At 46.3% G+C, this 23,191-nt stretch carries 17 protein-coding genes; 7 read left to right on the top strand and 10 right to left on the bottom strand.

The genetic code is table 11. From position 1 onward, the window contains the following. Nucleotides 1-217: 217 nt before the first annotated feature. The 6 genes from yidC to purL form a co-directional block, all read right to left on the bottom strand. The gene (yidC, locus tag A4R26_RS15140; protein ID WP_242674915.1) at nucleotides 218-2,047 is read right to left on the bottom strand and encodes a membrane protein insertase YidC; all 1,830 of its coding nucleotides are present in this window, start codon (nucleotides 2,045-2,047) and stop codon (nucleotides 218-220) included. A gap of 249 nt (nucleotides 2,048-2,296) precedes the next feature. Then, nucleotides 2,297-3,946 (bottom strand): CTP synthase, encoded by a 1,650-nt coding sequence (gene pyrG, locus A4R26_RS15150; RefSeq protein WP_081164592.1) that lies wholly within the window; start codon nucleotides 3,944-3,946, stop codon nucleotides 2,297-2,299. A gap of 341 nt (nucleotides 3,947-4,287) precedes the next feature. After that, nucleotides 4,288-4,464, bottom strand: coding sequence for a hypothetical protein (locus tag A4R26_RS35005; RefSeq protein ID WP_165760280.1), 177 nt, complete (start codon nucleotides 4,462-4,464; stop codon nucleotides 4,288-4,290). 255 nt (nucleotides 4,465-4,719) lie between these two features. After that, a complete protein-coding gene (gene proC, locus A4R26_RS15160) occupies nucleotides 4,720-5,523 on the bottom strand; it encodes a pyrroline-5-carboxylate reductase (RefSeq protein WP_081164594.1) in 804 nt (267 codons plus the stop codon). A gap of 114 nt (nucleotides 5,524-5,637) precedes the next feature. Beyond that, nucleotides 5,638-6,636 (bottom strand): ADP-glyceromanno-heptose 6-epimerase, encoded by a 999-nt coding sequence (rfaD, locus tag A4R26_RS15165; protein WP_207625757.1) that lies wholly within the window; start codon nucleotides 6,634-6,636, stop codon nucleotides 5,638-5,640. Between the two features lie 209 nt (nucleotides 6,637-6,845). Then, nucleotides 6,846-9,080: a phosphoribosylformylglycinamidine synthase subunit PurL gene (purL, locus tag A4R26_RS15170; RefSeq protein ID WP_081164595.1), complete on the bottom strand. Its 2,235-nt coding sequence runs from the start codon at nucleotides 9,078-9,080 to the stop codon at nucleotides 6,846-6,848. A gap of 144 nt (nucleotides 9,081-9,224) precedes the next feature. On the opposite strand from purL, the gene A4R26_RS15175 reads away from it, so the two are divergent. After that, on the top strand, nucleotides 9,225-10,145 hold the full coding sequence (locus A4R26_RS15175) for a glycosyltransferase (RefSeq protein WP_081164596.1): 921 nt from the start codon (nucleotides 9,225-9,227) through the stop codon (nucleotides 10,143-10,145). Between the two features lie 126 nt (nucleotides 10,146-10,271). On the opposite strand, the gene A4R26_RS15180 is transcribed toward A4R26_RS15175, so the two are convergent. Beyond that, nucleotides 10,272-11,417: a glycosyltransferase family 4 protein gene (locus tag A4R26_RS15180; protein ID WP_081164597.1), complete on the bottom strand. Its 1,146-nt coding sequence runs from the start codon at nucleotides 11,415-11,417 to the stop codon at nucleotides 10,272-10,274. Nucleotides 11,418-11,473: 56 nt separating this feature from the next. On the opposite strand from A4R26_RS15180, the gene A4R26_RS15185 reads away from it, so the two are divergent. The 6 genes from A4R26_RS15185 to A4R26_RS34635 all read left to right on the top strand — a co-directional run bounded on the left by A4R26_RS15185 (nucleotide 11,474) and on the right by A4R26_RS34635 (nucleotide 18,485). Next, nucleotides 11,474-12,199, top strand: a complete 726-nt coding sequence (locus A4R26_RS15185) for a hypothetical protein (RefSeq protein WP_133054682.1) — start codon at nucleotides 11,474-11,476, stop codon at nucleotides 12,197-12,199. Between the two features lie 311 nt (nucleotides 12,200-12,510). Further along, entirely contained in the window at nucleotides 12,511-13,713 is a 1,203-nt protein-coding gene (locus tag A4R26_RS15195; protein WP_081164600.1) for a hypothetical protein, read from the top strand. 151 nt (nucleotides 13,714-13,864) lie between these two features. Then, nucleotides 13,865-16,057: a glutamine synthetase III family protein gene (locus A4R26_RS15200; protein ID WP_081164601.1), complete on the top strand. Its 2,193-nt coding sequence runs from the start codon at nucleotides 13,865-13,867 to the stop codon at nucleotides 16,055-16,057. An 897-nt stretch (nucleotides 16,058-16,954) separates the two neighbouring features. Next, a complete protein-coding gene (locus tag A4R26_RS15210; RefSeq protein ID WP_081164603.1) occupies nucleotides 16,955-17,431 on the top strand; it encodes an NUDIX hydrolase in 477 nt (158 codons plus the stop codon). A gap of 19 nt (nucleotides 17,432-17,450) precedes the next feature. Beyond that, nucleotides 17,451-17,984, top strand: coding sequence for a hypothetical protein (locus tag A4R26_RS15215; RefSeq protein ID WP_081164604.1), 534 nt, complete (start codon nucleotides 17,451-17,453; stop codon nucleotides 17,982-17,984). Nucleotides 17,985-18,293: 309 nt separating this feature from the next. Then, the gene (locus tag A4R26_RS34635) at nucleotides 18,294-18,485 is read left to right on the top strand and encodes a hypothetical protein (protein ID WP_133054683.1); all 192 of its coding nucleotides are present in this window, start codon (nucleotides 18,294-18,296) and stop codon (nucleotides 18,483-18,485) included. 82 nt (nucleotides 18,486-18,567) lie between these two features. On the opposite strand, the gene A4R26_RS15220 is transcribed toward A4R26_RS34635, so the two are convergent. The 3 genes from A4R26_RS15220 to cmk form a co-directional block, all read right to left on the bottom strand. Beyond that, the gene (locus tag A4R26_RS15220; RefSeq protein WP_081164605.1) at nucleotides 18,568-20,040 is read right to left on the bottom strand and encodes a T9SS type A sorting domain-containing protein; all 1,473 of its coding nucleotides are present in this window, start codon (nucleotides 20,038-20,040) and stop codon (nucleotides 18,568-18,570) included. A 526-nt stretch (nucleotides 20,041-20,566) separates the two neighbouring features. Next, nucleotides 20,567-22,039, bottom strand: coding sequence for a T9SS type A sorting domain-containing protein (locus tag A4R26_RS15225; RefSeq protein ID WP_081164606.1), 1,473 nt, complete (start codon nucleotides 22,037-22,039; stop codon nucleotides 20,567-20,569). Between the two features lie 411 nt (nucleotides 22,040-22,450). Then, complete coding sequence (cmk, locus tag A4R26_RS15230; RefSeq protein WP_081164645.1) at nucleotides 22,451-23,146, bottom strand: (d)CMP kinase; 696 nt, start codon at nucleotides 23,144-23,146, stop codon at nucleotides 22,451-22,453. Nucleotides 23,147-23,191: the final 45 nt, after the last annotated feature.

Here is a 23,191-nt window from a genome sequence, read left to right on the forward strand (position 1 = left end):
TAAGAAGAGCCTTATTATGCAGATTTCAAAAAACATTTAACCTCTGGAAACGGGAAGTCGCTGCAACTTCAGCCCTCCCGAAATTCGGGTTCTTCATATTTCCTACTTCTTACTTCCTACTTCTTACTTCCTACTTTTATCTCCTATCAAAAAGGTGAGCCTCCTTTTTTCGGAAACTCACCTTTCTATACAAAATTTTCTTATAACCTATTATAACCTACTTCTTCTGCTGGCTTTTGGCCTTTTGCGCCTGGGCCTGTGCTTCCTGCATGGCTTCCAGCCGCTCCTGCCATTTCGATTTGCCTTTGGGCTTTTTCCGGTTCTCCTCGATCTTCGCCAGGATCTTATCGTGGTCGATGATGTAGTTCTGAATTACGAACTGCAAGATCAGCGTTATCACGTTCGACACGGTATAATACCAGGTCAACGCCGCCGGCAACCCGTTAAACACGAACAATAAGATGAACGGGAAAATATAGGGCATGTACTTGAGCGCCGGATTGTTTTGATCGGGCGTCATGTTCATGTTATATACAGAGATCAGGAAGCTGGTCAGTACCGCTGTGATCGTAAACAAACTCAGGTGATTGCCCAGTCCGGGAAAATGGAAACCCCAGCGCAGGATAACATCGTATGCTGCCAGGTTATCGGCCCACAGGAAATCGACCCCGCGCAGATCGATATTCGAGTTAAAGAAACTATACAATGCAAAGAAGATCGGGATCTGTAACAACGCCGGTATACAACCGCCCAGCGGGTTCACCCCGGCTTCGCGGAATAATTTCATTTGCTCAACGCCTACCTGTTGCTGATCGTTGTTGTATTTTTCTTTCAGCTTATCGATCTCGGGCCGTAGGGCTTTCATTTTGGCGCCGCTCAGGTAGCTGGTATACACCAGCGGTGATGTAAGCAAACGTATAAATAAGGTAAGCAGGGCAATGGCAATACCCAGGCCTACGCCCCAGCTTTTAAAGAAGTCGAACACCGGCATCACAATGTATTTGTTGATGGGGCGTACAAAGGCATACATGTCGCGGCCAAGGTTAACGATCTTATCCATTTCGGGGATCTCGTTCTTATGCTTGCGCAGAATGCTATAATCGTTTGGACCAAAATACAACTGCATCGGTACATTGGCGTTTGGCCCCAATGGCACCTGTGTTTGCAGCGTAGTGGTCACTTCGGCTATTTTCGAAGTGGTGTCTTCAAGATTCTTGATGAATTTGATATCGCCACCGGAAAAGTTACTTTTCGATGCAATAAGCGTGGTATTGAAGAACTGCTGTGAAACGCTTACCCATTGTACCGGCTTTTCAAATGCTTTGGCAGATTTTGTCTGAATGTAATCAAACTCATTGTCCTCATAATAGCCAACGGTGGTTTGTGTGCGCTCGTATTTTACATCGGTTTCCTGCTGGCTGGGCTGCTGCTGCCAAATGAGGTTGAATTTTCCCGAAGTAAGCATTTTATCGGCGCCCGCCATTTGAACCGCCCAGTCTATCAGGTAATCATTTGGCCTGAGGGTGAACTGGTGGGTAACCGCACCCTGGCCGGGAACCGCCAGCTGGTAAACTACCGTTTGACTGTTATCTGCATTTTTCACCACTTTTGGGGTGGCAAAATACAGATCGGCTATCTGGGCAGCATTGTTATTACCGGTGTTGATGGGGTACGAGAACTTATCGAATGCCGTATTGTTCAGCACCACCGGTTTACCATTGATAAGCGATTTATAGCTTTTGAGCTCAACCTGTTTCGGCTGACCGCCTTTATTGGTAAAGCTGATCTTAACTACTTCATTTTCAACTACTGTTAATTCTTCAACACCGCGGGTGGCGAGTTGGTTAGAATCTACTGCTGTTGTGACTTTGGCGGTGGTATCGTTAGCTAAGCGAATTGAATCCCGTACACGTTGTACCTGGGCGACTGAATCTGTTTTCTGTTGCTGTTTCGCCTGTAATTCGCGACTGTTTTTGGTAGAAATAAAAAGATAAACAAACAGTAAAAGCGCTAACAACACAAAGCCAATCACCGTATTGCGGTCCATGTTCATTATACTACTAGTTTAGAAGAGGTGCAAAGATAGGGGAATACGAGTTTGTGGTTTGTTGTTTGTAGTTTGCGGTTGTTCTGCACTTTGAGCAGTTTGCGCTGAATATCAGCCTGATACAATTGCAAAACCGCAGCATTATCTTTTAATAAATTTCTGCAATTAAAGCAGCCGCCGTTTAAGCAGGCACTTCGAACTTCGTCAATAACCACAAACAACAAACCATAAGCCACAACTATAACCGTTTTATATCATTTCGCTCTGGAGCAGCGGGTTCTTTACCGTGGCCTTTTTCTCGGTATACTCCTTGGCGGCCTTCACGAAATTCACAAAAATGGGGTGTGGGTTCTCAACTGTGCTCTTTAATTCGGGGTGGTATTGAACACCGATAAAGAATGGATGCGCAGGCAGTTCAACAATTTCAACCAGTTGGCTTTCAATGTTTTTACCACTGGCAACCATGCCGGCTTCCTGAAACTGGTTCAGGTAGCGGTTGTTGAACTCCCAGCGGTGACGGTGACGCTCGCTGATCACCTGGTTGTTGTAGATCTGGCGGGCCAGACTGCCTTCCATGGTTTCGCAGTTATATGCGCCCAAACGCATGGTGCCGCCTTTTGAGGTAACGGCTTTTTGCTCTTCCATGAGGTCGATAACCGGATCGGGCGTACTGGCGTTCATTTCGGTAGAATGCGAATCTTTCAATCCCAATACGTTGCGGGCAAATTCAATAACGGCCATTTGCATACCCAAACAAATACCAAAGAACGGCAGTTTGTTTTCGCGGGCATATTTTACCGCCAGGATCTTTCCTTCCACCCCGCGATGGCCAAAACCCGGCGCTACCAGCAAACCATCGAGGTTAGCCAGCTTTTCACCTACGTTCTCGGGGGTAATGAATTCACTGTGCACATTCTGGATCTGCACCTTGCATTCATTCATGGCGCCGGCATGTACAAAGGCTTCGAGAATCGATTTATAAGCGTCCTGCAGCTCTATATATTTACCAATAAGGCCTATAGTAACCTGGCTCTTGGGATATTTCAGTTTATCGAGGAACTCTTTCCACTTTTGCAGATCGGGTTCGTGATAGCCGGTGATGTTCAGTTTTTTCAAACAAATAAGATCGAGCTTCTCGCGCATCATGGCCAGCGGTACTTCATAGATCGTTGGCGCATCGGCAGCTTCAATTACCGCTTCCTGTTTTACATTACAGAACAGGGCGATCTTACGGCGCAGATCGGGTGTCAGCGTTTTTTCGGTGCGGCAAACGATGATATCGGGGTGAACACCTTCCTGGCTCAGCATCTTTATACTGTGCTGGGTTGGTTTTGTTTTTAACTCCTTCGCCGCTTTCAGGTAGGGGATCAGCGTCAGGTGCACCACAACGGTATCCTCTTCGGGCAGTTCCCATTGTAACTGACGCAATGCCTCTATGAACGGAAGGCTTTCGATGTCGCCAACGGTACCACCCAGCTCGGTGATTATGATGTCGTATTCATTGGTAGTACCCAATAATAACATGCGGCGTTTGATCTCGTCGGTTATATGCGGCACCACCTGAACGGTTTTACCCAGATATGCGCCTTCGCGTTCCTTATTGATAACGGTTTGATAAATGCGGCCTGTAGTTACGTTGTTCGACTGTGAAGTGAAAATGTTCAGAAAGCGCTCGTAGTGCCCGAGGTCAAGATCGGTTTCGGCGCCATCTTCAGTAACATAACACTCCCCATGCTCGTATGGGTTAAGCGTACCCGGATCAACGTTGATGTAAGGATCGAACTTCTGAATTGTTACCCTCAATCCCCTCGCCTGCAACAGTTTTGCCAGCGAAGCTGCAATAATCCCTTTTCCTAAAGATGAAGTTACCCCACCGGTAACAAAAATATGCTTGGCCATAATGTATGGTTATTTATTTCAATTCGTTTTACTCCGTAATTAGCCACAAATAATTTGAAAGCAATTCACATGACCAGCGGATATTTATAACACTTAATGGAAAAATAATTCCGGGAGGTCGTGCAAAGTTACGGCAAATTCCCGCGCCAGAAAAGCACCATTTTTACCGGTGTGGAAAACCGGGCCATGGGCAGTGAATTGCATTAAAAAGCGGTTAAAATCAGCCTGTTGGGCGCTAAAGGAAGCAGTTTGGCGCTATAGAGGCAGGTTTCGGCGATGTATGGGGCTCAAAACAAAGCCCCCGGCAGGGCCAGGGGCTCCAATAAAGTATATAGATGGTACTATTTTACTTTAGTGAACGAAAGGGCTTTTAACTGGTAGGAAGGTGATGTAACGGCAGCTTTTTTTGAACTGGCCACACCTTTTCCTTCCGCTTCCCTGTTCTTGGCAGAATGTAAAAAAATAATTGCTGCAATTTCAACAAAAAGTATAAAAAAACTAAATCGTTCCTTTTTCATAAGTGCTGATGGGTTATTACCTTGAGGGGTACGGTTTTAACTTTTTCGCGCAACAAAGCAACGAAAATTTTGTTTCAATTGCAAGCAAACATATTCTTTTTTACCATATTCGTACAACTACGAATACATGTTACTGTAATTTCACGCTTTCCGTAACTAAAACACGTTTAATTCCTGCCCTCGGTCATATATACCGCTCTATTAACGTTATAACATAAATTTTATTTAACAGGCGGCCGGTTTTACCCGGTTGAGTTAGCTATCCTTTGCAATTTTATCGTAGCTGGCCACAATTCCTTTGATGAGCGACGAACTAAAACCCTGGTGCTCCATTTCGTTCAGTCCGGCAATGGTGCAGCCCTTGGGTGTAGTTACTTTATCGATCTCCTGCTCGGGGTGAGCGCCTTTTTTCAATAATAATTCAGCAGCGCCTTTTACCGTTTGCGCTGCAATCAGACTCGCGGTAGCCGCATCGAAACCAATTTCTATCCCCCCCTGAATGTTGGCGCGAATATACCGCATGGCATATGCGGTGCCGCATGCCCCCAGTACAGTGGCTGCATCCATCAGCTTTTCATCTATCCATACCGCTTTACCCAACTGGTTGAACAGATCTTCCATATAGGACACATAATCGCTGCTTACATCGTGTGAGCCTGCCAGGCAGGTCATGCTTTCCTGTATAGCAATGGCCGTATTGGGCATGGCCCTGATAACCGGAACTTTATTCTCCACCGCTTTTTGCATATGCCCAATGGTAATACCGGTGATCACCGATACCAGCACATGCCTTTCGGGAATCAGCAATGATTTCAGCTTACCCAATATATCATCCACCTGGAACGGCTTTACCGCCAGAATGATCATATCGGCATAACGAACTGCTTCTTCGTTGTTATCACTCACCAGCACGCCGCGTTTTTCCAGCGCAGCCAGTGTTTTTATATTCCGTTTGGTAATGAGTATATGCTCTGGTAAGGTAAACCCGCTATTGATCAGTCCTTCTGCGATGGCGGTTCCAAGGTTACCTCCACCTATTATAGCAATCTTTTTATTCATAAATTCTGTTTGGTGGATTTAGGTAGCAGTTTATAGTTTGTGGTTACTCAATTCGATCTTTCAAAACAAACGTTGACCACCTGAATTTTATACCTTAACCTTTCTACCGCCTTACTAATAATAACCGCCTTTCGCCAGGTAATTTCTCACATAATCATTCACACCTTCTTCAAGTGAATAAAAACTATCGGTATACCCGGCATCTTTCAGCTTTTGCATATTGGCCTCGGTGAAATACTGGTATTTGTCACGGATATCTTCCGGCATGGGAATGAATTCGATCTTCGCTTCTTTATCCAAACCGCTGAAGGTAGCCTTCGCCAGGTCTTCAAAACTTCTCGCCTTGCCGGTACCGAGGTTATATAACCCGCTGGTTACATTGCCATTCCCTTTTTCAAATTGCTCCATCAGCCAGTAACAGACCTTCAACACATCTTTAACGTATACAAAGTCGCGCAGCTGCTGCCCATCCTTGTACCCTTCCTTATGCGATTTGAACAATTTCACAAATCCCTGCCGGTTGATCTGGTTGAACGAATGCCAGATCACACTGGCCATACGGCCTTTATGATATTCATTGGGACCGTACACATTAAAGAACTTCAACCCCGCCCAGAACGGCGGTTGCGTTGTTTGCTGCAGGGCCCATTTATCGAACTCGTTTTTTGAAACGCCATAGGGGTTCAATGGTTTCAATGCATATACGATGGCATGGTCGTCATTGTACCCTTCTTCGCCCGAACCATAGGTAGCGGCTGAAGAGGCATATACTACCGGCACCTTATTCTCAGTGCAGTATTGCCAGATCTTCTGCGAATAGTCTACGTTCAAATGCTGGTGTATGCTGTAGTCGAATTCGGTAGTATCGGTACGGGCGCCGATATGGAATATAAACCCGATCGATGGTTTCTTTTCAGCCAGCCAGTCGAAAAACTGTTCACGCTCTACTTTTTCCCGGTATTGTTTTCCTTCGAGGTTGGGCGTTTTTTCCACCTTGCTGAAATCATCTACCAGAATAAGTTTGTTATATCCTTTCGAATTCAGAAAACCGGCGAGGCAGCTTCCAATGAAACCCGCGGCGCCGGTTATTACTATGATTGATTCTTTGTTCATTAACTGTTGCTATGTTATTTAATTAGCATCTGCAGTTGGCAGTTGGCAATTGGCAGTTAATCACAGTTCGAACTGAACTATTAAATTCAACATGCTTTCACTTCAGTTAGCAATTTGTGATCAGCAATCCATAAATTAAGAATGCCTGCACTTAATTATACTCTTTGCACAGGACAACTGCCAACTGAAAACTGCCAACTGTAAACTACTTACAACGCACTCAATGCATGTTCGCTTTCATGACCTGCCAGTAATTTTTCGATGGCCGTATCGTATTTATCTTTCCACGATTGAACAGTGCCCCAGTTATTACCATCGATGGTAACGGCGCCGGCAGTAACCTGGCCCAACTGCTCGTACGGGTGGCCGCCCAATACCTTTTTAAACGCTTCTACCTTACCGGCTTTCACACTTACCACTACCCGGCTTTGCGCCTCGCCAAACCAGTAAGCATCTTTGCGGATGTCGGCTTTGGCAGCTTTTACGTCAAAACCCAGGTTGCGGTTGAAACAGCTTTCGATCAACGCAATGAACAAACCGCCTTCGCTGGTATCGTGCGCCGATTCAATTACACCGGCTTTTATCAGTTCAGCGATCTTGTTCTGTAAAGCAGCCTCTTCTTCCAGGTCGAAATGCGGGGCCCCGCTGAACTCCACATTCTTTATTTTATGCAGGTATTCACTTGAATTGATATCGTTCCTGCTGGTACCGATCAGGAATAACTGGTCGCCGGCCTGTTTAAAATCCATGGTCATTTTTGCATCCACATTATCCAGCAAACCCACCATACCAATAGTTGGGGTAGGATAAACCGCGCCATCGGGGTTCTGGTTGTAAAAACTTACGTTACCGCCGGTAACCGGGGTATCGAATTTCTTACAGGCTTCGCTCATTCCCTTCAATGCATATACGAACTGGTAATACACCTGCGGATCGTAGGGGTTGCCAAAGTTGAGGCAGTTGGTAATGCCAAGGGGCTGGCCGCCACTGCAAACGATATTGCGGGCTGCTTCAGATACGGCAATCATACCACCTACGAACGGGTTGGCATACACATACCGGCTGTTGCAATCGGTTGTAAGGGCCAGTCCTTTATTGGTGGGTTTGGCTACTACCACCGCTGCATCGGCAGGTAAATTGGTGGTAGAAGTACCGGCGCCAACCATGCTATCGTATTGTACATACACCCAACGTTTATTGGCAATATTGGGAATGGTAATAAGCTGTTCGGCCACTGCTTTCAGATCGGCAGGCACTTCAACAGTGTCAGCTTTGAATGCATTTATCTTTTCGAAGTAAGCAGGTTCTTTGTACTCGCGGGTATACTGCGGAGCGCCGCCGCCCAATACCAGTTCATTGGCAGGCAGCGTAGCTTCCAGCACGCCATGCATATAGAAATGCAGGATGCCGTCATTGGTTACCTCGCCTATTTCGGAACAGGGCAGGTCCCATTTATCGAACACGCGCAGCACATCGGCTTCGCGGCCTTTCTCCACAACCATCAGCATCCGCTCCTGGCTTTCGCTCAGCAACAGTTCCCAGGCCTTCATATTTTTTTGACGGGTAGGCACTTTATCGAGGTCGATACGCATACCTACTTCGCCTTTGGCGCTCATTTCGGCGGTAGAACAAATGATGCCGGCCGCACCCATATCCTGCATGCCTACAACGGCGCCGGTCTTAATTACTTCAAGACAGGCCTCGAGCAGTTTCTTTTCCTGGAAGGGGTCGCCCACCTGTACCGCAGGTAATTCTTCAACACTTTCGGCGGTAATATCGGCCGAAGCGAAAGATGCGCCGCCGATACCGTCCTTACCGGTGGCAGAACCTACAAAGAACACCGGGTTGCCTATGCCCTTGGCGGTAGCAGAAATGGTTTCGCCATTTTTTACGATACCCACGCTCATGGCGTTCACGAGCGGGTTGGTATGATAACATTGTTCAAAGTAAATTTCACCCCCAACGGTAGGTACGCCAAAACAGTTGCCGTAATGGCCGATGCCGTGTACCACACCGGCCAGCAGGTGCTGTGTTTTGGCTTCTTTGAGGTTACCGAACCGTAATGAATTGAGCGAGGCGATCGGCCGTGCGCCCATGGTAAAAATATCACGATGAATACCACCAACCCCGGTAGCAGCGCCCTGAAACGGTTCAATGGCAGAGGGATGGTTATGAGATTCTATTTTAAATACAACACCGAAGCCATCGCCAATATCCATCAAACCCGCGTTTTCCTCACCAGCCTTTACCAGCATTTTTTTGCCTTCGCGGGGCAATGTCTTCAACCACTTAATTGAATTTTTGTAACTGCAATGCTCACTCCACATACCGCTGAAAGCGCACAATTCGGTAAAATTGGGCGTACGGCCGAGTTTTTGTTTTATCAGTTCAAATTCTTCTTCGGTAAGACGTAGTTGTTTAGCCGTTTTTACTGTTACTTCCATGTTAATTGTATGTAAAATGCTGATTGAGTGTTAATTTGCTGGTGAGAGACAGCTCCCCCAAATCCCAACCGACTTTTTTAAGAAAGCGCAAAAGTACAAACAGTCTGTCATCTAATTGATAAATTTATCCCTATTTACCAGCCCATGATAATCGCATTTGTTCATAATAATAAAGCCTTTTTGCCCGAAATGGACGCCTACACGCGTTTCTTTTCGGGCTACAATATAACGTGTGAAACAGTCAATAAGAACGACCTGGGCCTGATGCACCGTCATGTGGAGTGGTGGATGATGGGAACCGACCTCACCAAACCCAAAGAAGGTATTTTTAAGATCCATGAATATTGCTCCTCCTCGGTACCCCCCTGGCGCCGGTGGAAGAACTGGTGGAAAAGTTTTTTCAATGCCCAACCCGATTTCCGGCTTTTTTTGAATGAATACGTACGCAGGGCGTTCAATTTTCACGATCACATTCCCTTTGGTTACCGCGATATGGGCGTACCGGAAAACTGGCTGCTGACCGATCTTTTTTTACACGAAAAAGAATACGACTTTGTATATACCGGCGACCTGTCGCCCGTTCGGCAGCCCGAAAACCTGCTCAACTGCTTCAGTACCGGCGCGCTTAAGCAACAAACCCTGCTGCTGATAGGAAAAGACTACGAATACCTTCAAAACGCCTATGGCGGTTATGAGAATATCGTATTTATGGGGCCCCTCCCCTATAATTCCATGGATTCCTACATTTTAAAAGCGCGGTTTGGTATCAATTATATGATAGATAAGGAGCCGTTCAACCGGCAAACTTCTACCAAACTGCTCGAGTACGCCGCCCTCGGCCTGCCCATTATTACCACCCGGTATGCCTGGGCTGAACAGTTTCAGCAACAATATGGCGGTAACTTCTTCTATTTACAACCCGATTGCTCTAACCTCACCTGGGAGGCGGTCAATGCATTCCCGTTCTCAAAACCTGGTGTTGAGTCGCTGACCTGGGAGAACAGGATCCGGAATAGTGGCGTGCTGGAGTTTTTGGAAGCTAAATTTCCTGAGTTGAAGTTTTAGGCGGCGGTTTGTGGTTTATGGCTTGTGGTTCTTTTATCGGTGAATAATAACTATTTGCGCGCTTGCTTATTTTGGTATTCGCCTTTGACCTGCAGGCTGTATTCCATTATCAAATTATCACATTGACTACTCCGCCCAATCGGCATTCAGCGTAGCCACATACTCATCTATAACATTCCTGATATTGAATTTTTTGATCACCAGCGCCCGGCCGTTGCGGCCAAGGCGGAGCCGTTCTTCCGCCGGCAGGTTGATGACCTTTTCCATTTTATCGGCCAGGTCGAAAGGATCGTGCACATGGCAAAGGAAACCCGTGGTGTTGTTCACCACCACTTCCTTGCACCCACGGTTATTGCTGGTAATTACCGGCAGTTCCATACTGGCCGCTTCCATTAAACAGCGGGGTACGCCTTCATTATAAAAGGAGGGAAAAACAAAACAATCGGCCCGTTGCAGAAAGGGGCGCACATCTTTGGCAAATCCGCCATAATGGATCAGGCCTTCTTTATGCCAGCGGTCGAGGTCTTCGCGCGAAATAGAATCGGGGTGATGCTGTTCAAAAAAACCAATGAGCTCAAACCGCACCGCATAGTTCTTCTTCTTTAAGATGCGGGCGGCATCGGCGTACAAACTGATGCCTTTGCTTTTGAGCAGCCGGGTGCTCATCAAAAAAGTAAACGGCTCGCTTTCTTTCCTGGCGCCTCTATGCGGGTTGGAAAAATAATCCGTATCAACGCCTTCCCCCGGCAGCACCTTCACCTTTTCAATATTCACGATATGTTCGTTGATGAATATTTTGGCGTCCTCATTGTTCAGGAACCAAACTTCGCGGGTTTTGCGCAGGGCTTTTTTATACAGCTGTTTCACTACATGGTACAACCAGTTGCGTTTGGCAAACGGGTATCCCAGTCCGGTTATTACGGCAACGGAAGGAATGCCGATGGCGGCAGCTGCCAGCGAACCGTAAATATTGGGTTTGGCCACATAGTGAAAGATAAAATCGGGGCGATGTTCGCGGTAGAGCGAGCGCAACTGGCGGTAGAAAGCCAGCTCGGCAACGGGGTTCTTTGTTTTATTATTGAAGTCGAGCGGAATGAAGCGGCAGCCGCTCTCTTTCAGGTAAGCCGAATACTCATCATCAGGCGCGAGCACCATTACCTCAAAACCATTTGCCATGAGGTCACGGATCACATCTAACCTGAAATTGTAGACCGACCACGCGCTGTTCGATACAAATGCGATCAACTTATGAGCACGTCCCTTGCTATACATTAATGAATATTAGGATCAAATTTATACATTTGAACGGGATAAACAAATATAGCTGAATGCTGAATGCGAATACAGAATACAGCTACAAGCTGCAAGCTTCAAGCTACAAGCGAATACAGAATACAGAATACAGCTACAAGCTGCAAGCTTCAAGCTACAAGCGAATACAGAATACAGCTACAAGCTGCAAGCTTCAAGCTACAAGCGAGTACAGAATACAGCTACAAGCTGCAAGCTTCAAGCTACAAGCGAGTACAGAATACAGCTACAAGCTGCAAGCTTCAAGCTACAAGCGAGTACAGAATACAGCTACAAGCTGCAAGCTTCAAGCTACAAGCGAGTACAGAATACAGCTACAAGCTGCAAGCTTCAAGCTACAAGCGAGTACAGAATACAGCTACAAGCTGCAAGCTTCAAGCTACAAGCGAGTACAGAATACAGCTACAAGCTGCAAGCTTCAAGCTACAAGCGAGTACAGAATACAGCTACAAGCTGCAAGCTTCAAGCTACAAGCGAGTACAGAATACAGCTACAAGCTGCAAGCTTCAAGCTACAAGCGAGTACAGAATACAGCTACAAGCTGCAAGCTTCAAGCTACAAGCGAGTACAGAATACAGCTGAATGCTGAATGCGAATACAGAATACAGCTTCGCGCTGCACGCTGCAAGCTGTACGAAATACAGAATACAGCTACAAGCTTCAAGCTGCAAGCGAGTACAGAATACAGCTACAAGCTGCAAGCTTCAAGCTACAAGCGAATACAGAATACAGCTGAATGCTGAATGCGAATACAGAATACAGCTTCGCGCTGCACGCTGCAAGCTGTACGAAATACAGAATACAGCTACAAGCTTCAAGCTGCAAGCGAGTACAGAATACAGCTACAAGCTGCAAGCTTCAAGCTACAAGCGAATACAGAATACAGCTGAAAGCCAAAAGCTGAAAGCGAATACAGAATACAGTTTACGGTAAAAAACATCAGGCGAAAGTCGCAAGCACCGAAACCATGAACTAAGAACTATGAACTAAGAACTATATGACTATAATAGGTATCATTTTTTATAGTATAATATTTATTTTTCTAATAAACCGGATGATCCGGAAAAAAGCCATGTTATCCGTAACCGAACTGGCATTGGCCTTTCTGTTCAAAGTAGCGTTGGGTTGTTTATACGGTTATATCTATGGGCGTTTTTATAACGGCGACGACACCTGGATGTACCAGGCCTATTCACAGGAAGAATTGAAACTATTGACTACCGACCCGGTTCAATTCATAACCAACCTGGGCCCCGCCGGGTCCTTTGCCTGGGCAGGCGGCGGTTTTTGGGATGGCATAAGCGCCTGGATACACACCCTCGAAAACAACCTCATCATCAAGATCCTCACCATCGGCAATATTTTCGGTGGCAGTAATTATTATATAAATGTGGTATTCTTCAATTTCATACTGTTCTGGGGACACTACTGGTTGTTCAGCCTGTATGTGCAGGAATTCCCCGAAAAAAGAAAACCGCTGCTGCTGCTGTTCTTTTTCTTCCCGCCCCTCGTATTCTGGCTAAGCGGCATCCGCGGGGATGGACTGATACTTTTTTTCCTCGCCCTGCTGCTGCTGCATTTTCGCCGGTGGTTGTATTATAATAAAACAGGATCGCTTGTTTACTGCGCCATCAGCGCCACAGGCATAATCATTTTCCGCAGTCAGGTATTGTTATTATTGATACCGGCGCTTATAGCCTGGTATATACCGGTAAAATTTAACCGAAAACCCACGCTCACCTTTCTGGCGGTATATGCTACGGGTGGTTTGTTGTTCTTCGCCACGGCCTGGGTGTCGCCCGGCCGGAACCTGCCGCAGGTGATCGTGCACCGGCAACAGGCATTTATGCAATTGAAGGGAACCCGGTTCCCGCTCGACAGCCTGCAACCCACCCCTGGCAGTTTTGCCCGGGTATTGCCCCAGGCATCCAGCCATACATTCCTAAGACCTTATATATGGGAAGCGCAGGGGGCCCTGCAACTCATGACGGCGGCAGCCATCATGCTGTTCTGGCTGCTGGTTCTGCTGGCTATTATAAAAAAAGAAATGTATTGGAAAACCATTGTTTCCAAACCGCTGATCCTGTTTAGCCTGGGCTTTGGTATCATATTATATATACTCATCGGATATACAGTTCCATTCCCCGGCGCCATTGTGCGGTACAAAGCCATTGCCGAACTTTTATTGCTTGCCGTTCCGGTAATTTGTACAAACTGGAGCTTCACCAGGAAGATTAATAAAAAACTATATATTTAAAAAAATCGCATTTTTCGCCCTATTTTCAAACTGTTTGCCGCTACCGGGGCCGCTTTTTCTGTATTTTATCAAAAAAACCGCCACATAAATTCAAAATTTTTTTTTGATACTGTAATTGTCGTTTATTTGCACAAAAGCAAAAATTTTAGTGATGGAATCATTACGTTTTAAAGCAATCAACGACCTGACCAACCAGAATGGCCAGGACGTAGAGGGTTCAACCAAAATTACCGGCATCTTCGGTGAAAATGTATTTACATTAAAGACCGCTCGTGAGTTTTTGAGTGATGAGGCTTATAAAAGTCTTAATGCCTCTATCAAGGGTGGTAAGAAAATTGACCGCGCAATGGCGAATCAGATCGCTGCCGGACTTCGTCAGTGGGCTGAAACAAAAGGTGTTACTCACTATACACACTGGTTCCAACCATTAACAGGTACAACTGCAGAAAAACACGATTCTTTCTTCACACTGAAAGGTGATGGCACTGCTCTTGAAACTTTCGACGGCGATGCACTGATCCAGCAGGAGCCAGATGCTTCTTCTTTCCCAAGCGGTGGTATCCGTGCAACTTTCGAAGCACGCGGTTACACAGCATGGGATCCTTCTTCTCCAGCTTTCATTATGGAGATCGGTCAGGGTAAAACACTTTGTATTCCTACCATCTTCGTTTCCTATACCGGTGAAACACTCGACTATAAAGCACCTTTATTAAAATCACTGGAAGCTTTGAACAAAGCTGCCGTTGAAGTGTGCCACTATTTCGACAAGAACGTAACCAAAGTAAACGCTACATTAGGCTGGGAACAGGAATACTTCGTAATTGACGAAGCGTTCTTCAATGCCCGTCCCGACCTGGTACTGGGCGGACGTACCGTATTCGGTCACTCACCTGCCAAAGGCCAACAGTTGGAAGACCACTACTTTGGCGCTATTCCTGACAGGATCTACGCTTTCATGCGCGATTTCGAGCAGGAGTCTTACAAACTGGGTATTCCTTTAAGAACCCGTCACAACGAGGTAGCGCCTGCACAGTTCGAGTGCGCTCCTATCTTCGAAGAAGTTAGCGTTGCAGTTGACCACAACACCCTGTTGATGGATGTTATGGACCGCGTTGCCCGCCGTCATAAATTAAGAGCGTTGTTGCATGAAAAACCATTCGCCGGCATCAACGGAAGTGGTAAACACAACAACTGGTCAATGGCTACCGATACCGGCATCAACCTGCTGGCGCCCGGCAAAACACCAAAGACCAACCTGATGTTCCTTACGTTCTTCGTAAATACCATCAAGGCAGTATTTGATTATTCCGACATCCTGCGTGCGTCTATCGCCTCTGCAGGAAACGATCACCGCCTGGGTGCAAACGAAGCTCCTCCTGCTATCATCTCTGTTTTCATTGGTCAATACCTGTACAAAGTGCTGAACGATGTTAAAGAAAGAGTAGGCGGTAAGTTCGACGAGCAGGACGAAGCTATCCTGAAGTTAGACCTGCACAGAAGCATTCCTGAGCTGTTGCTCGATAACACCGACCGTAACCGTACTTCACCGTTCGCGTTCACCGGTAACAAATTCGAGTTCCGCGCTGTAGGTTCTACTGCCAATTGCGCCAACCCCATGACCACCCTGAACACGATCATGGCCGAAACGCTGAAGAAGTTCAAAAAAGACGTAGATACGCTGATCGAAAAAGGCGAGAAAAAAGAGATCGCCATCATGCACGTTATCCGCGAGTACATCGTAGCCAGCGAAAAAGTATTGTTCGAAGGCGACGGTTACAGCGACGAATGGCACCAGGAAGCTGAAAAACGCGGTTTACCTAACGTACGCACTACGCCAAAAGCGCTGGATGCGATGGTTAACGACAAAGCTAAACAGCTGTTCGAAAGCAACCACGTATTAACGCATGTTGAGCTGGAAGCCCGTCATGAGATCGAGCTGGAAAAATATATCAAGAAAGTACAAATTGAAGCCCGTGTAATGGGTGAGCTGGCAACCAGCCACATTTTACCGGCTGCCATCAAATATCAGAACGAGCTCATCGCAAACATCAAAGGTTTGAAAGAAGTAGGTTTACCAGAAACGGCTTCTGCTAACCAAAAGCAGATCCTGACCAAAGTTTCTGAGCATGTGAACAAAATGAGCGAACTGGTTGAAAAGATGATCCAGGCCCGTAAAAAGGCTAACGCCATCGGTGATACCCGCGAGAAAGCGATCGCTTATTGCGATACGATCAAAGAAGCGTATTTTGATCAGATCCGTTACCATGCCGACAAGCTCGAATTGCTGGTAGGCGATGAGTACTGGCTGCTGCCAAAATACCGTGAGATGCTGTTCTTACGCTAATACCACCTGCCTTCGCCAGCCGGCGGAGAAACAGGGAAATATACTCAAGAAGGTATACTGACATGACAAGCAAGAGCCCCGTTCTGAACAAGGATGGGGTTCTTCTTTTGGGTGAATGGTCAATGGTCAATGGCCTCGCGATAGTTCAGCAGGATGTACCACCTTGCGCTACCCGAATTTCGAGCCGTTTGCAGTCACCTGCCCGCTCAACTCATTAAGCAACCCCACCAGGTCAGCTTTTCTATCGTTCTTAGCCGGCAAAAGGATCCTGTCTTTCCTGTTCGATGAAAATTGCTAAAGCAGGTAAAACACACGTGTTATTGAACGTTAGTGAATAAAGGCGTGGATGGAGTAAACCAATTTTACAGCCCGCTTTATCCAGATTATTCAATCGAATTACCGTACATGCCTGCCCGATCGACATACTCACGCATACATTTATCGAATTCAACACCCGGTTTAACGAAACCTGCAAACCATTTGTCGAATTCAACATTGTTCCTGCCAATTTCTACAACACTTTTGCACTGTTCTATAAGCAGTTCATTGAATTATATAAATCATTTACCGGGTACAACAGGCAGTTGAGCGAATGTTATTGAACACCTGTCAATTACAATAAGCAGTGTACTGAATTGTACAATACATTTGCAGAATTGTACCGGCAGTAGAACAAATGATATCTAAAACCTGCTGAGTGAGCCGGTAAATTCAGCGTATCTACAGGGCAGGAATCGATAGTTGTGTTAAGAAATTAAGCATACCAATAGTCAACCTGTCGAATAGATAGTCAAAAACGGCAAACAGGCCACACAAATTGACAAATGAACCGGTGAAAACGCACCACGCATTGTCAATACGTGAAAAAGTAATAGAAAAGGGAGCTAACTTAATGGTATGAAAAAGCAAAGCGCCGGAATAATACCATACAGGTTCGTTAAAAAGGAGCTTTTCTTTTTCATAGCGCATCCGGGCGGACCGTTTTACCGGAAGAAGGACAATGGGTTCTGGAGCATCGTGAAAGGCGAGATAGAAGAAGGTGAAGAGCCGTTAAAGGCAGCCATTCGCGAGTTTGAGGAAGAAACAGGAATTGAGATAAAGGGCAAATTTCAGGCCCTGACGCCCGTAAAACAGAAAAGTGGCAAGCTGGTACATGCCTGGGCAATAGAACAGGAGATCAGCATGGAGAAAGTGAAAAGCAATACATTTCAGATGGAATGGCCACCGAAGTCGGGAATTATGGCCGAATTTCCTGAACTGGATAAATTTGAATGGTTCAATGCAAAAACGACCATTCAAAAACTGATACCAGCGCAAACCCAAATGATATACGAACTGCTCGAGCTATTGCAGGTAAGTATATCAGAACCATAAACAGTAGAAATCCGTATCTATGCAAAAAACCGTACTCGTTATGGCCATGTTCATTGTTGGCCATGTAGCAACATTAGCACAATCAGTTACCAGAAACGACCACCGCGACCTGGTTGAAAGAGCCCAGGGACTGAACACCACCATTTTCCTGGCTTCTTTGGAAAAAGGCGACATCGACGAAGCGATCGATCACATAGCCCCCACCTTCCTGAGAAAAAAAGTAAAGTACCGCGATTCGCTGGCCGCGTATCACAAAGAGCTTTCACAAGTGGCCGGCAAAACCAAACTGTCGATCGTAGTGGTAACCCCCGACAAAAACTACAACACCTACCGGTGCATTTACCACAACAGGAAAGGAGATCATTTTTACCTCGATCTTTATTACAACAAAGGAGAAACAGATTCTAAAATAGCGCGTATACGTAAGTTACCGTTAAAGGAAAACACCAGCACTGCCAAAGCAACCGTCAAAAAACAAACGAAAAAACCGGCATCGGCAAAATCTACTAAAACAACTACCACTAAGAGTAAGCGTAAGGGTGTAAAGGCATAAATTGATGAACCGGTAGTAAGTAAAATTCCTTGTAAAGATTGCATCTGTCAGAAGATCGGCGTATAACAGTGAATTGAAATAATTTACTGCTGTATGCCGTTTTTTTTCCCTTCGACGCAACTACGGTATCCGCCTTTTACCAACTATACAGTATACTTGACCACCGTCAACAAATTCCCCACCCTCCCCTACACAACCTCCTGTTTCTCACGCCCATCCACCTCCCTTCATCCGAACTTGTCTTTCGTCAATTTCCTATAACCCAAATATTCTCTAACATTACCCCTTAATTCAAAACTCACCTACTTTATGAAACGTATGCTTGCTGTATCCGCCCTGGTGGCCGTTGCCGCCTTCGCTACCGCTTACACCGGTTATGCCTACAATCTTAAAAAACATCATGCTACCTGCAAAGGCTCAAAGTACTGTACAGCCTGTAAAAACTGCAGCAGTTGCGGCCATTGCGCTAAAAATGGCGGCTCCTGCGGCGTTTGCCGGTAATCATTGATCTTAAAAAACACAAAGCCCCGTTACAGTTTTACTATAACGGGGCTTTTTCATTCGCACCTATCTGATACTTCTCCTATAAAACCACAATCTTTTGTGTCAGCCTTTCGCTGGTTGCCTTATTATTCACGATCAGCATATACACACCTGTGTGCAGTCCGCTGATGGGCATGCTGTCTTCATGATAGTTGTTCCATTGCTTCAGGATCTTTCCATTCAGATCGATGATCATGATATCCCGTGCCGCACTGCTGCCAAACAACACATTCATATTACCGGTAGTTCCGGGGTTAGGATATACCGTTAGCTTCGAAATTTCTTCCAGTCCGCGAATACCTCTTACCGGTGTCACTTTGCGCGTTCCATCCTTATCTATCTGCACCAGTCTGTACCAGCTATTGGCTTTTGCCATATTCCCCTCGGTGAACGTATAATGTAATGGCACATCACTGTTACCATTCAGTGCCCTGGTTGCTACAAAACCAACTTTTTCATAAACGCCATTACCGGTACTGCGTTGGATCTCAAAGCCGGTATTCTGCATTTCCATGTTGGTTGTCCAGGTAAGCGTTACATTGGTGCCTTTACGGTTGCCATTGAAGTTCACCAGCGTCACCGGCAGCGGCCCGGCAGGCGGCCAGTTGATGGTTACGGTGGCATCATCGAACATATTATCGGCCGTAGTGGCAATGTTGTTATCCGGACCGTTATCCATTAACCGGTAGGTAAATGTCAAACTCGTTACAGTGGTTGAATTACGGGTAACGGTAAAGGTACCATTGCTGTTAATGGTAACCGTTCCATTAACCGGTGGCGTCAATAACGACCATTGCAGATCGGCATACGCATCGTTCTGATCATTATCCGTTCCTGTTGCATCTACAATATATCCTGCGGGATAAGTCAGGTTAGAACCATACAGCGCGCCGTCAAAGGTGGTTTCGAGGCCATTGCCGCGGTTAAACACATCGTTCAGGGCTACAGGGGGGCAGTTGGTATCGAAGCAGGTAAGCGTTACACCGCTTATTGATACATTGTCTATTACATACTTGACGCCCGGTTGTTTACAATCTGCATGAAAAGAGATAAATACCTTGAAATTACTTGCCGTTACAACCGCCGGGAAAGTAAATGTAAAACAGCTGGTGCCGCCATTGGTTGGCAATAAATAGTTATCCTGCCGCGCATAAATATTTGCCGGGTCTACAGCCTGACTCGAAGAGGTAACCGCAGCGTTTACAAACAAGATATCCGCATATGTGTTACATGGAAAAGGCTGTTTATTGTTCAGGTTGGCATCGTACGCCCAGATATCGAAACAAACTTTTACCGTGTTCGAGGTTTTATTCACGGCCGGGGTACCAATGTTAGCGGGGTTGTTACCACCAACACCAGGGGTATTAACAACCGCGTTGCCATTTACAGCATTGAAACTGGCGCCTTGTGATAAGATCCAACCGGAAGGCGCCGGATCAAAATCCTCTTCCAGTTGGGCTTGCGTAATTGTCGTAATTGTCGCAAACAAAATAAATAGTAAACACCGCTTCATAAATTAAACTTTTTGTGGTTAGGAAATTATAGGGGTGGTTCACAGCGGTATATTGGCTTTACTTTTTTCAACGGGTATGTGCAATACTATCCTGTTCCCCGGTTTACCGGAGTTATATGATGACGTTATTGATTACTGAAAAACTGGTAGCTGTTATACCTTAATTAGCCGGAGGAGAAATGCATGGCATAGCATAGCGCATAGCGAGGCAATCTAATGCATACTTTCTTTTTACGGTTATAGAGGTTCTGAACAGCAGTTCAGAGAATACTGGTTTCAGGAATTTTCAAGGAAAGAGAATCATTATCTGCCGAAGGCTTTAAAGGGGACGTAGATGGATCAGGGGTATTGGAAATAGATTAATCAAAAATAGTATGCGAGTTTCATATTTGCAATAGGAAAATATATAATTGACTTTAAACAAGTCTACATTAAACATAACACAAATATTTTTAACCCTTTATATAAAAAAAACTTTTCCCGCCGCTGGCAGGAAAAGTTTTTTCCAAATGACTTTTTCAAATAATTATCTGCTGATAAGTATTTTCGATTCCATCTTAGCTTTCGTGTTCCGGTCTGTTACCTGCAACAGGTACATGCCCGCCTGCAGCCCGGCTATCGTTATGTTGTCATCGCTGTAATTGTTCCAGCGCTTTATCAGTTTTCCGGCCAGGTCAACAACCGATACATCCCTTATTGCCGAACTGCCAAACAACACATTCACCGTACTGCCCGGGTTGGGATAGATCAGCATCTTCTTCAGATCTTCGAGGCCGCGTACCGCCAGCGTTGGCAATATCTTCTTCGTACCATCTTTATTTATCTGTACCAGCCGGTACCAGCTAACCGCATTGGTATTGTTTATTTCACTGTACTGGTATTTCAACTGGAACGCGCTGTTGCCACCTTCCCTGCTGTTTACAAAACCTACCTGCTTATACTCGCCATCGATCAGCCTGTGGATCTCAAAACCTGCATTGTCGCTTTCATTGGCGGTGGTCCAGTTCAGCACCACATTGCCGCCAAACCGGTTGCCCGAAAAATTCAATAACGTTACCGGCAGGGCGCCGCCCGCAGGGAAGAGCACCCGTACGATCGCGGTATCGCAATTGCCATTGGGATCGCACAACTGGTATACAAAGGTCATTAACGTAATACTCAAACTGCTCCGCGTAATGGTTGCGGTTCCCTGTCCGCCGGGATTCATGGTAACCGTACCTAAAACCGGGTCGGGCGGTGTCAGCAACGTCCAGGTCAAAGCGCTGTAAGTGTCATTGGGGTCGTTGTCGGTACCGGGCGCATACACCAGGTAACCGGCAGGTGGCGCCGGGAAGCTGGGGTTATCACCATACAATACCACGTTTATAGAAGTAATGCCGGGCGGACCAACGATGGTAAATACATCGGGCAATGCTACAGGCGCACACGCTGCGCCTGTACATACTTCGCTTAAACCGGTAATGGTGAAATTATCAAACGCAAAACGGGTGTTGCCCATACAATCGGGTTTGTTTATTACCAGGAACACCCTGAACTGCGTTACGGTAACGCTGGCCGGAAAGGTGAATGCATGGCAAACTCTGCCGCCGTCGGCAGGCACAGCGATGTCTTTAACCGAACCGTACACCTTGGTATCATCCGTTTCATCGAGGTCATTGGCGTTGTTCACCGTTGTGTTGGTAAAATAAAGATCAACCGTAGTACCGCAGGGCAATTCTCCCAAACCGTCTTGCGGCGTATAACCGAATACATCGAAGCAATAGGTGACAGTGTTAGTATTGGCGGCTTTTTGTACTATAGGCGTACCAATGGTGCCCGGATTGTTTCCCGCAGCGGAAAGGATCACATCGTTCCCGTTTACGTTGTGAATGCCATACCCGTTGGCTAAGATCCAGTTGGGCGGATTTGGCGTAAAATCTTCTTCTAATTGCGCCTGTAACATACCAGTTGAGAAAGCACACAGTAGTAGCAATGCGCATGATTGTAGCATTCGCTTCATAAAACAAATGGTTTAAAAGTTGTCAATGTATATGAGGATAGCTTACATCAGCGTACGGATGTATCGGGGCGTTTTTGTACAGAATAATGGATCCTGTTAAACAGGTTTGCGGGTTTGCGGGGAGGTTAAACAAGTGGTCATCATGGAATGAAATACATGCCTGAACCAGATCTCATAGTACGGAGTTGCACAAAAGGATAATGCCTTTGAAGGTTAGCTGTAGGACAAATGAATAAAGCTTACATTGAATGATGCAAGTGGAGTATAATAATAACAGAGCCCGACAAATGTAAGGCTCCTTATCGAATTAACAATAAATAGAATATAAATTATTGAATATATGAAGGCCGGCCGGGTTTGACCCATTGCGCTTTGGCATTGCCCGTTGTCTCGTTGCCTCGTTGCCTTTTCTTAATTGTCCTGTTGCCCGTTCTTACGCTCCTGCACCCACTTCTTGGCAATCTCCAGCTGCTCTTTCATGGTAATGTTGGTATTATCGAGCTCGAGGGCGTCGTCGGCCTTGCGCAGCGGGCTCACTTCGCGGTGGGAATCAATATAATCGCGCATTTCGAGGTTGGCCCGCACCTCTTCCATGGTAACGTTGGGGTTCTTTTCATATAGTTCCTGGAACCGGCGTTTGACGCGGATATCGTTGTCGGCCGTCATAAAGATCTTCAGTTCGGCGTTGGGGAAAACCACCGTACCTATGTCGCGGCCATCCATTACAATGCCCTTGTTGCGGCCCATCTCCTGCTGCTGTTTAACGGCAAACTCGCGTACTTCCCTGATGGCCGCCACCTCGCTTACTTTTTCCGCCACCACCAGGTCGCGGATAACGTATTCCACATTCTCCTCGTTCAGGTACATTTCGCTTTGGCCGCTTTTATGGTTCGAATGGAAGTTGAGTTTGATATTCTGCAACGCCTGATCAACCGCGTCGTGGTGGGTCCAGTCAACGTGATTACGCAAAAAATAAAGGGTAATGGCCCGGTACATGGCGCCGCTGTCGATATACAGGTACCCTAACTCGCGGGCCAGTTGTTTGGCCAGGGTGCTTTTTCCGCACGACGACCACCCGTCGATGGTGATAATGATCTTTTGTTGCATAGGTATGGTTGCAAAAGTAAAGGAACCAGTTGCAAGGAACAAGGC

The sequence above is a fragment of the Niastella populi genome, assembly GCF_002078015.1.
GTDB lineage: Bacteria > Bacteroidota > Bacteroidia > Chitinophagales > Chitinophagaceae > Niastella > Niastella populi.

Excerpts from the sequence above, each read along its gene's own strand:
- yidC (WP_242674915.1), bottom strand. The coding sequence starts at position 2,047 with ATGGACCGCAATACGGTGATTGGCTTTGTGTTGTTAGCGCTTTTACTG.
- pyrG (WP_081164592.1), bottom strand. The coding sequence starts at position 3,946 with ATGGCCAAGCATATTTTTGTTACCGGTGGGGTAACTTCATCTTTAGGA.
- A4R26_RS35005 (WP_165760280.1), bottom strand. The coding sequence starts at position 4,464 with ATGAAAAAGGAACGATTTAGTTTTTTTATACTTTTTGTTGAAATTGCA.
- proC (WP_081164594.1), bottom strand. The coding sequence starts at position 5,523 with ATGAATAAAAAGATTGCTATAATAGGTGGAGGTAACCTTGGAACCGCC.
- rfaD (WP_207625757.1), bottom strand. The coding sequence starts at position 6,636 with ATGAACAAAGAATCAATCATAGTAATAACCGGCGCCGCGGGTTTCATT.
- purL (WP_081164595.1), bottom strand. The coding sequence starts at position 9,080 with ATGGAAGTAACAGTAAAAACGGCTAAACAACTACGTCTTACCGAAGAA.
- A4R26_RS15175 (WP_081164596.1), top strand. The coding sequence starts at position 9,225 with ATGATAATCGCATTTGTTCATAATAATAAAGCCTTTTTGCCCGAAATG.
- A4R26_RS15180 (WP_081164597.1), bottom strand. The coding sequence starts at position 11,417 with ATGTATAGCAAGGGACGTGCTCATAAGTTGATCGCATTTGTATCGAAC.
- A4R26_RS15185 (WP_133054682.1), top strand. The coding sequence starts at position 11,474 with ATGCTGAATGCGAATACAGAATACAGCTACAAGCTGCAAGCTTCAAGC.
- A4R26_RS15195 (WP_081164600.1), top strand. The coding sequence starts at position 12,511 with ATGATCCGGAAAAAAGCCATGTTATCCGTAACCGAACTGGCATTGGCC.
- A4R26_RS15200 (WP_081164601.1), top strand. The coding sequence starts at position 13,865 with ATGGAATCATTACGTTTTAAAGCAATCAACGACCTGACCAACCAGAAT.
- A4R26_RS15210 (WP_081164603.1), top strand. The coding sequence starts at position 16,955 with ATGAAAAAGCAAAGCGCCGGAATAATACCATACAGGTTCGTTAAAAAG.
- A4R26_RS15215 (WP_081164604.1), top strand. The coding sequence starts at position 17,451 with ATGCAAAAAACCGTACTCGTTATGGCCATGTTCATTGTTGGCCATGTA.
- A4R26_RS34635 (WP_133054683.1), top strand. The coding sequence starts at position 18,294 with ATGAAACGTATGCTTGCTGTATCCGCCCTGGTGGCCGTTGCCGCCTTC.
- A4R26_RS15220 (WP_081164605.1), bottom strand. The coding sequence starts at position 20,040 with ATGAAGCGGTGTTTACTATTTATTTTGTTTGCGACAATTACGACAATT.
- A4R26_RS15225 (WP_081164606.1), bottom strand. The coding sequence starts at position 22,039 with ATGAAGCGAATGCTACAATCATGCGCATTGCTACTACTGTGTGCTTTC.
- cmk (WP_081164645.1), bottom strand. The coding sequence starts at position 23,146 with ATGCAACAAAAGATCATTATCACCATCGACGGGTGGTCGTCGTGCGGA.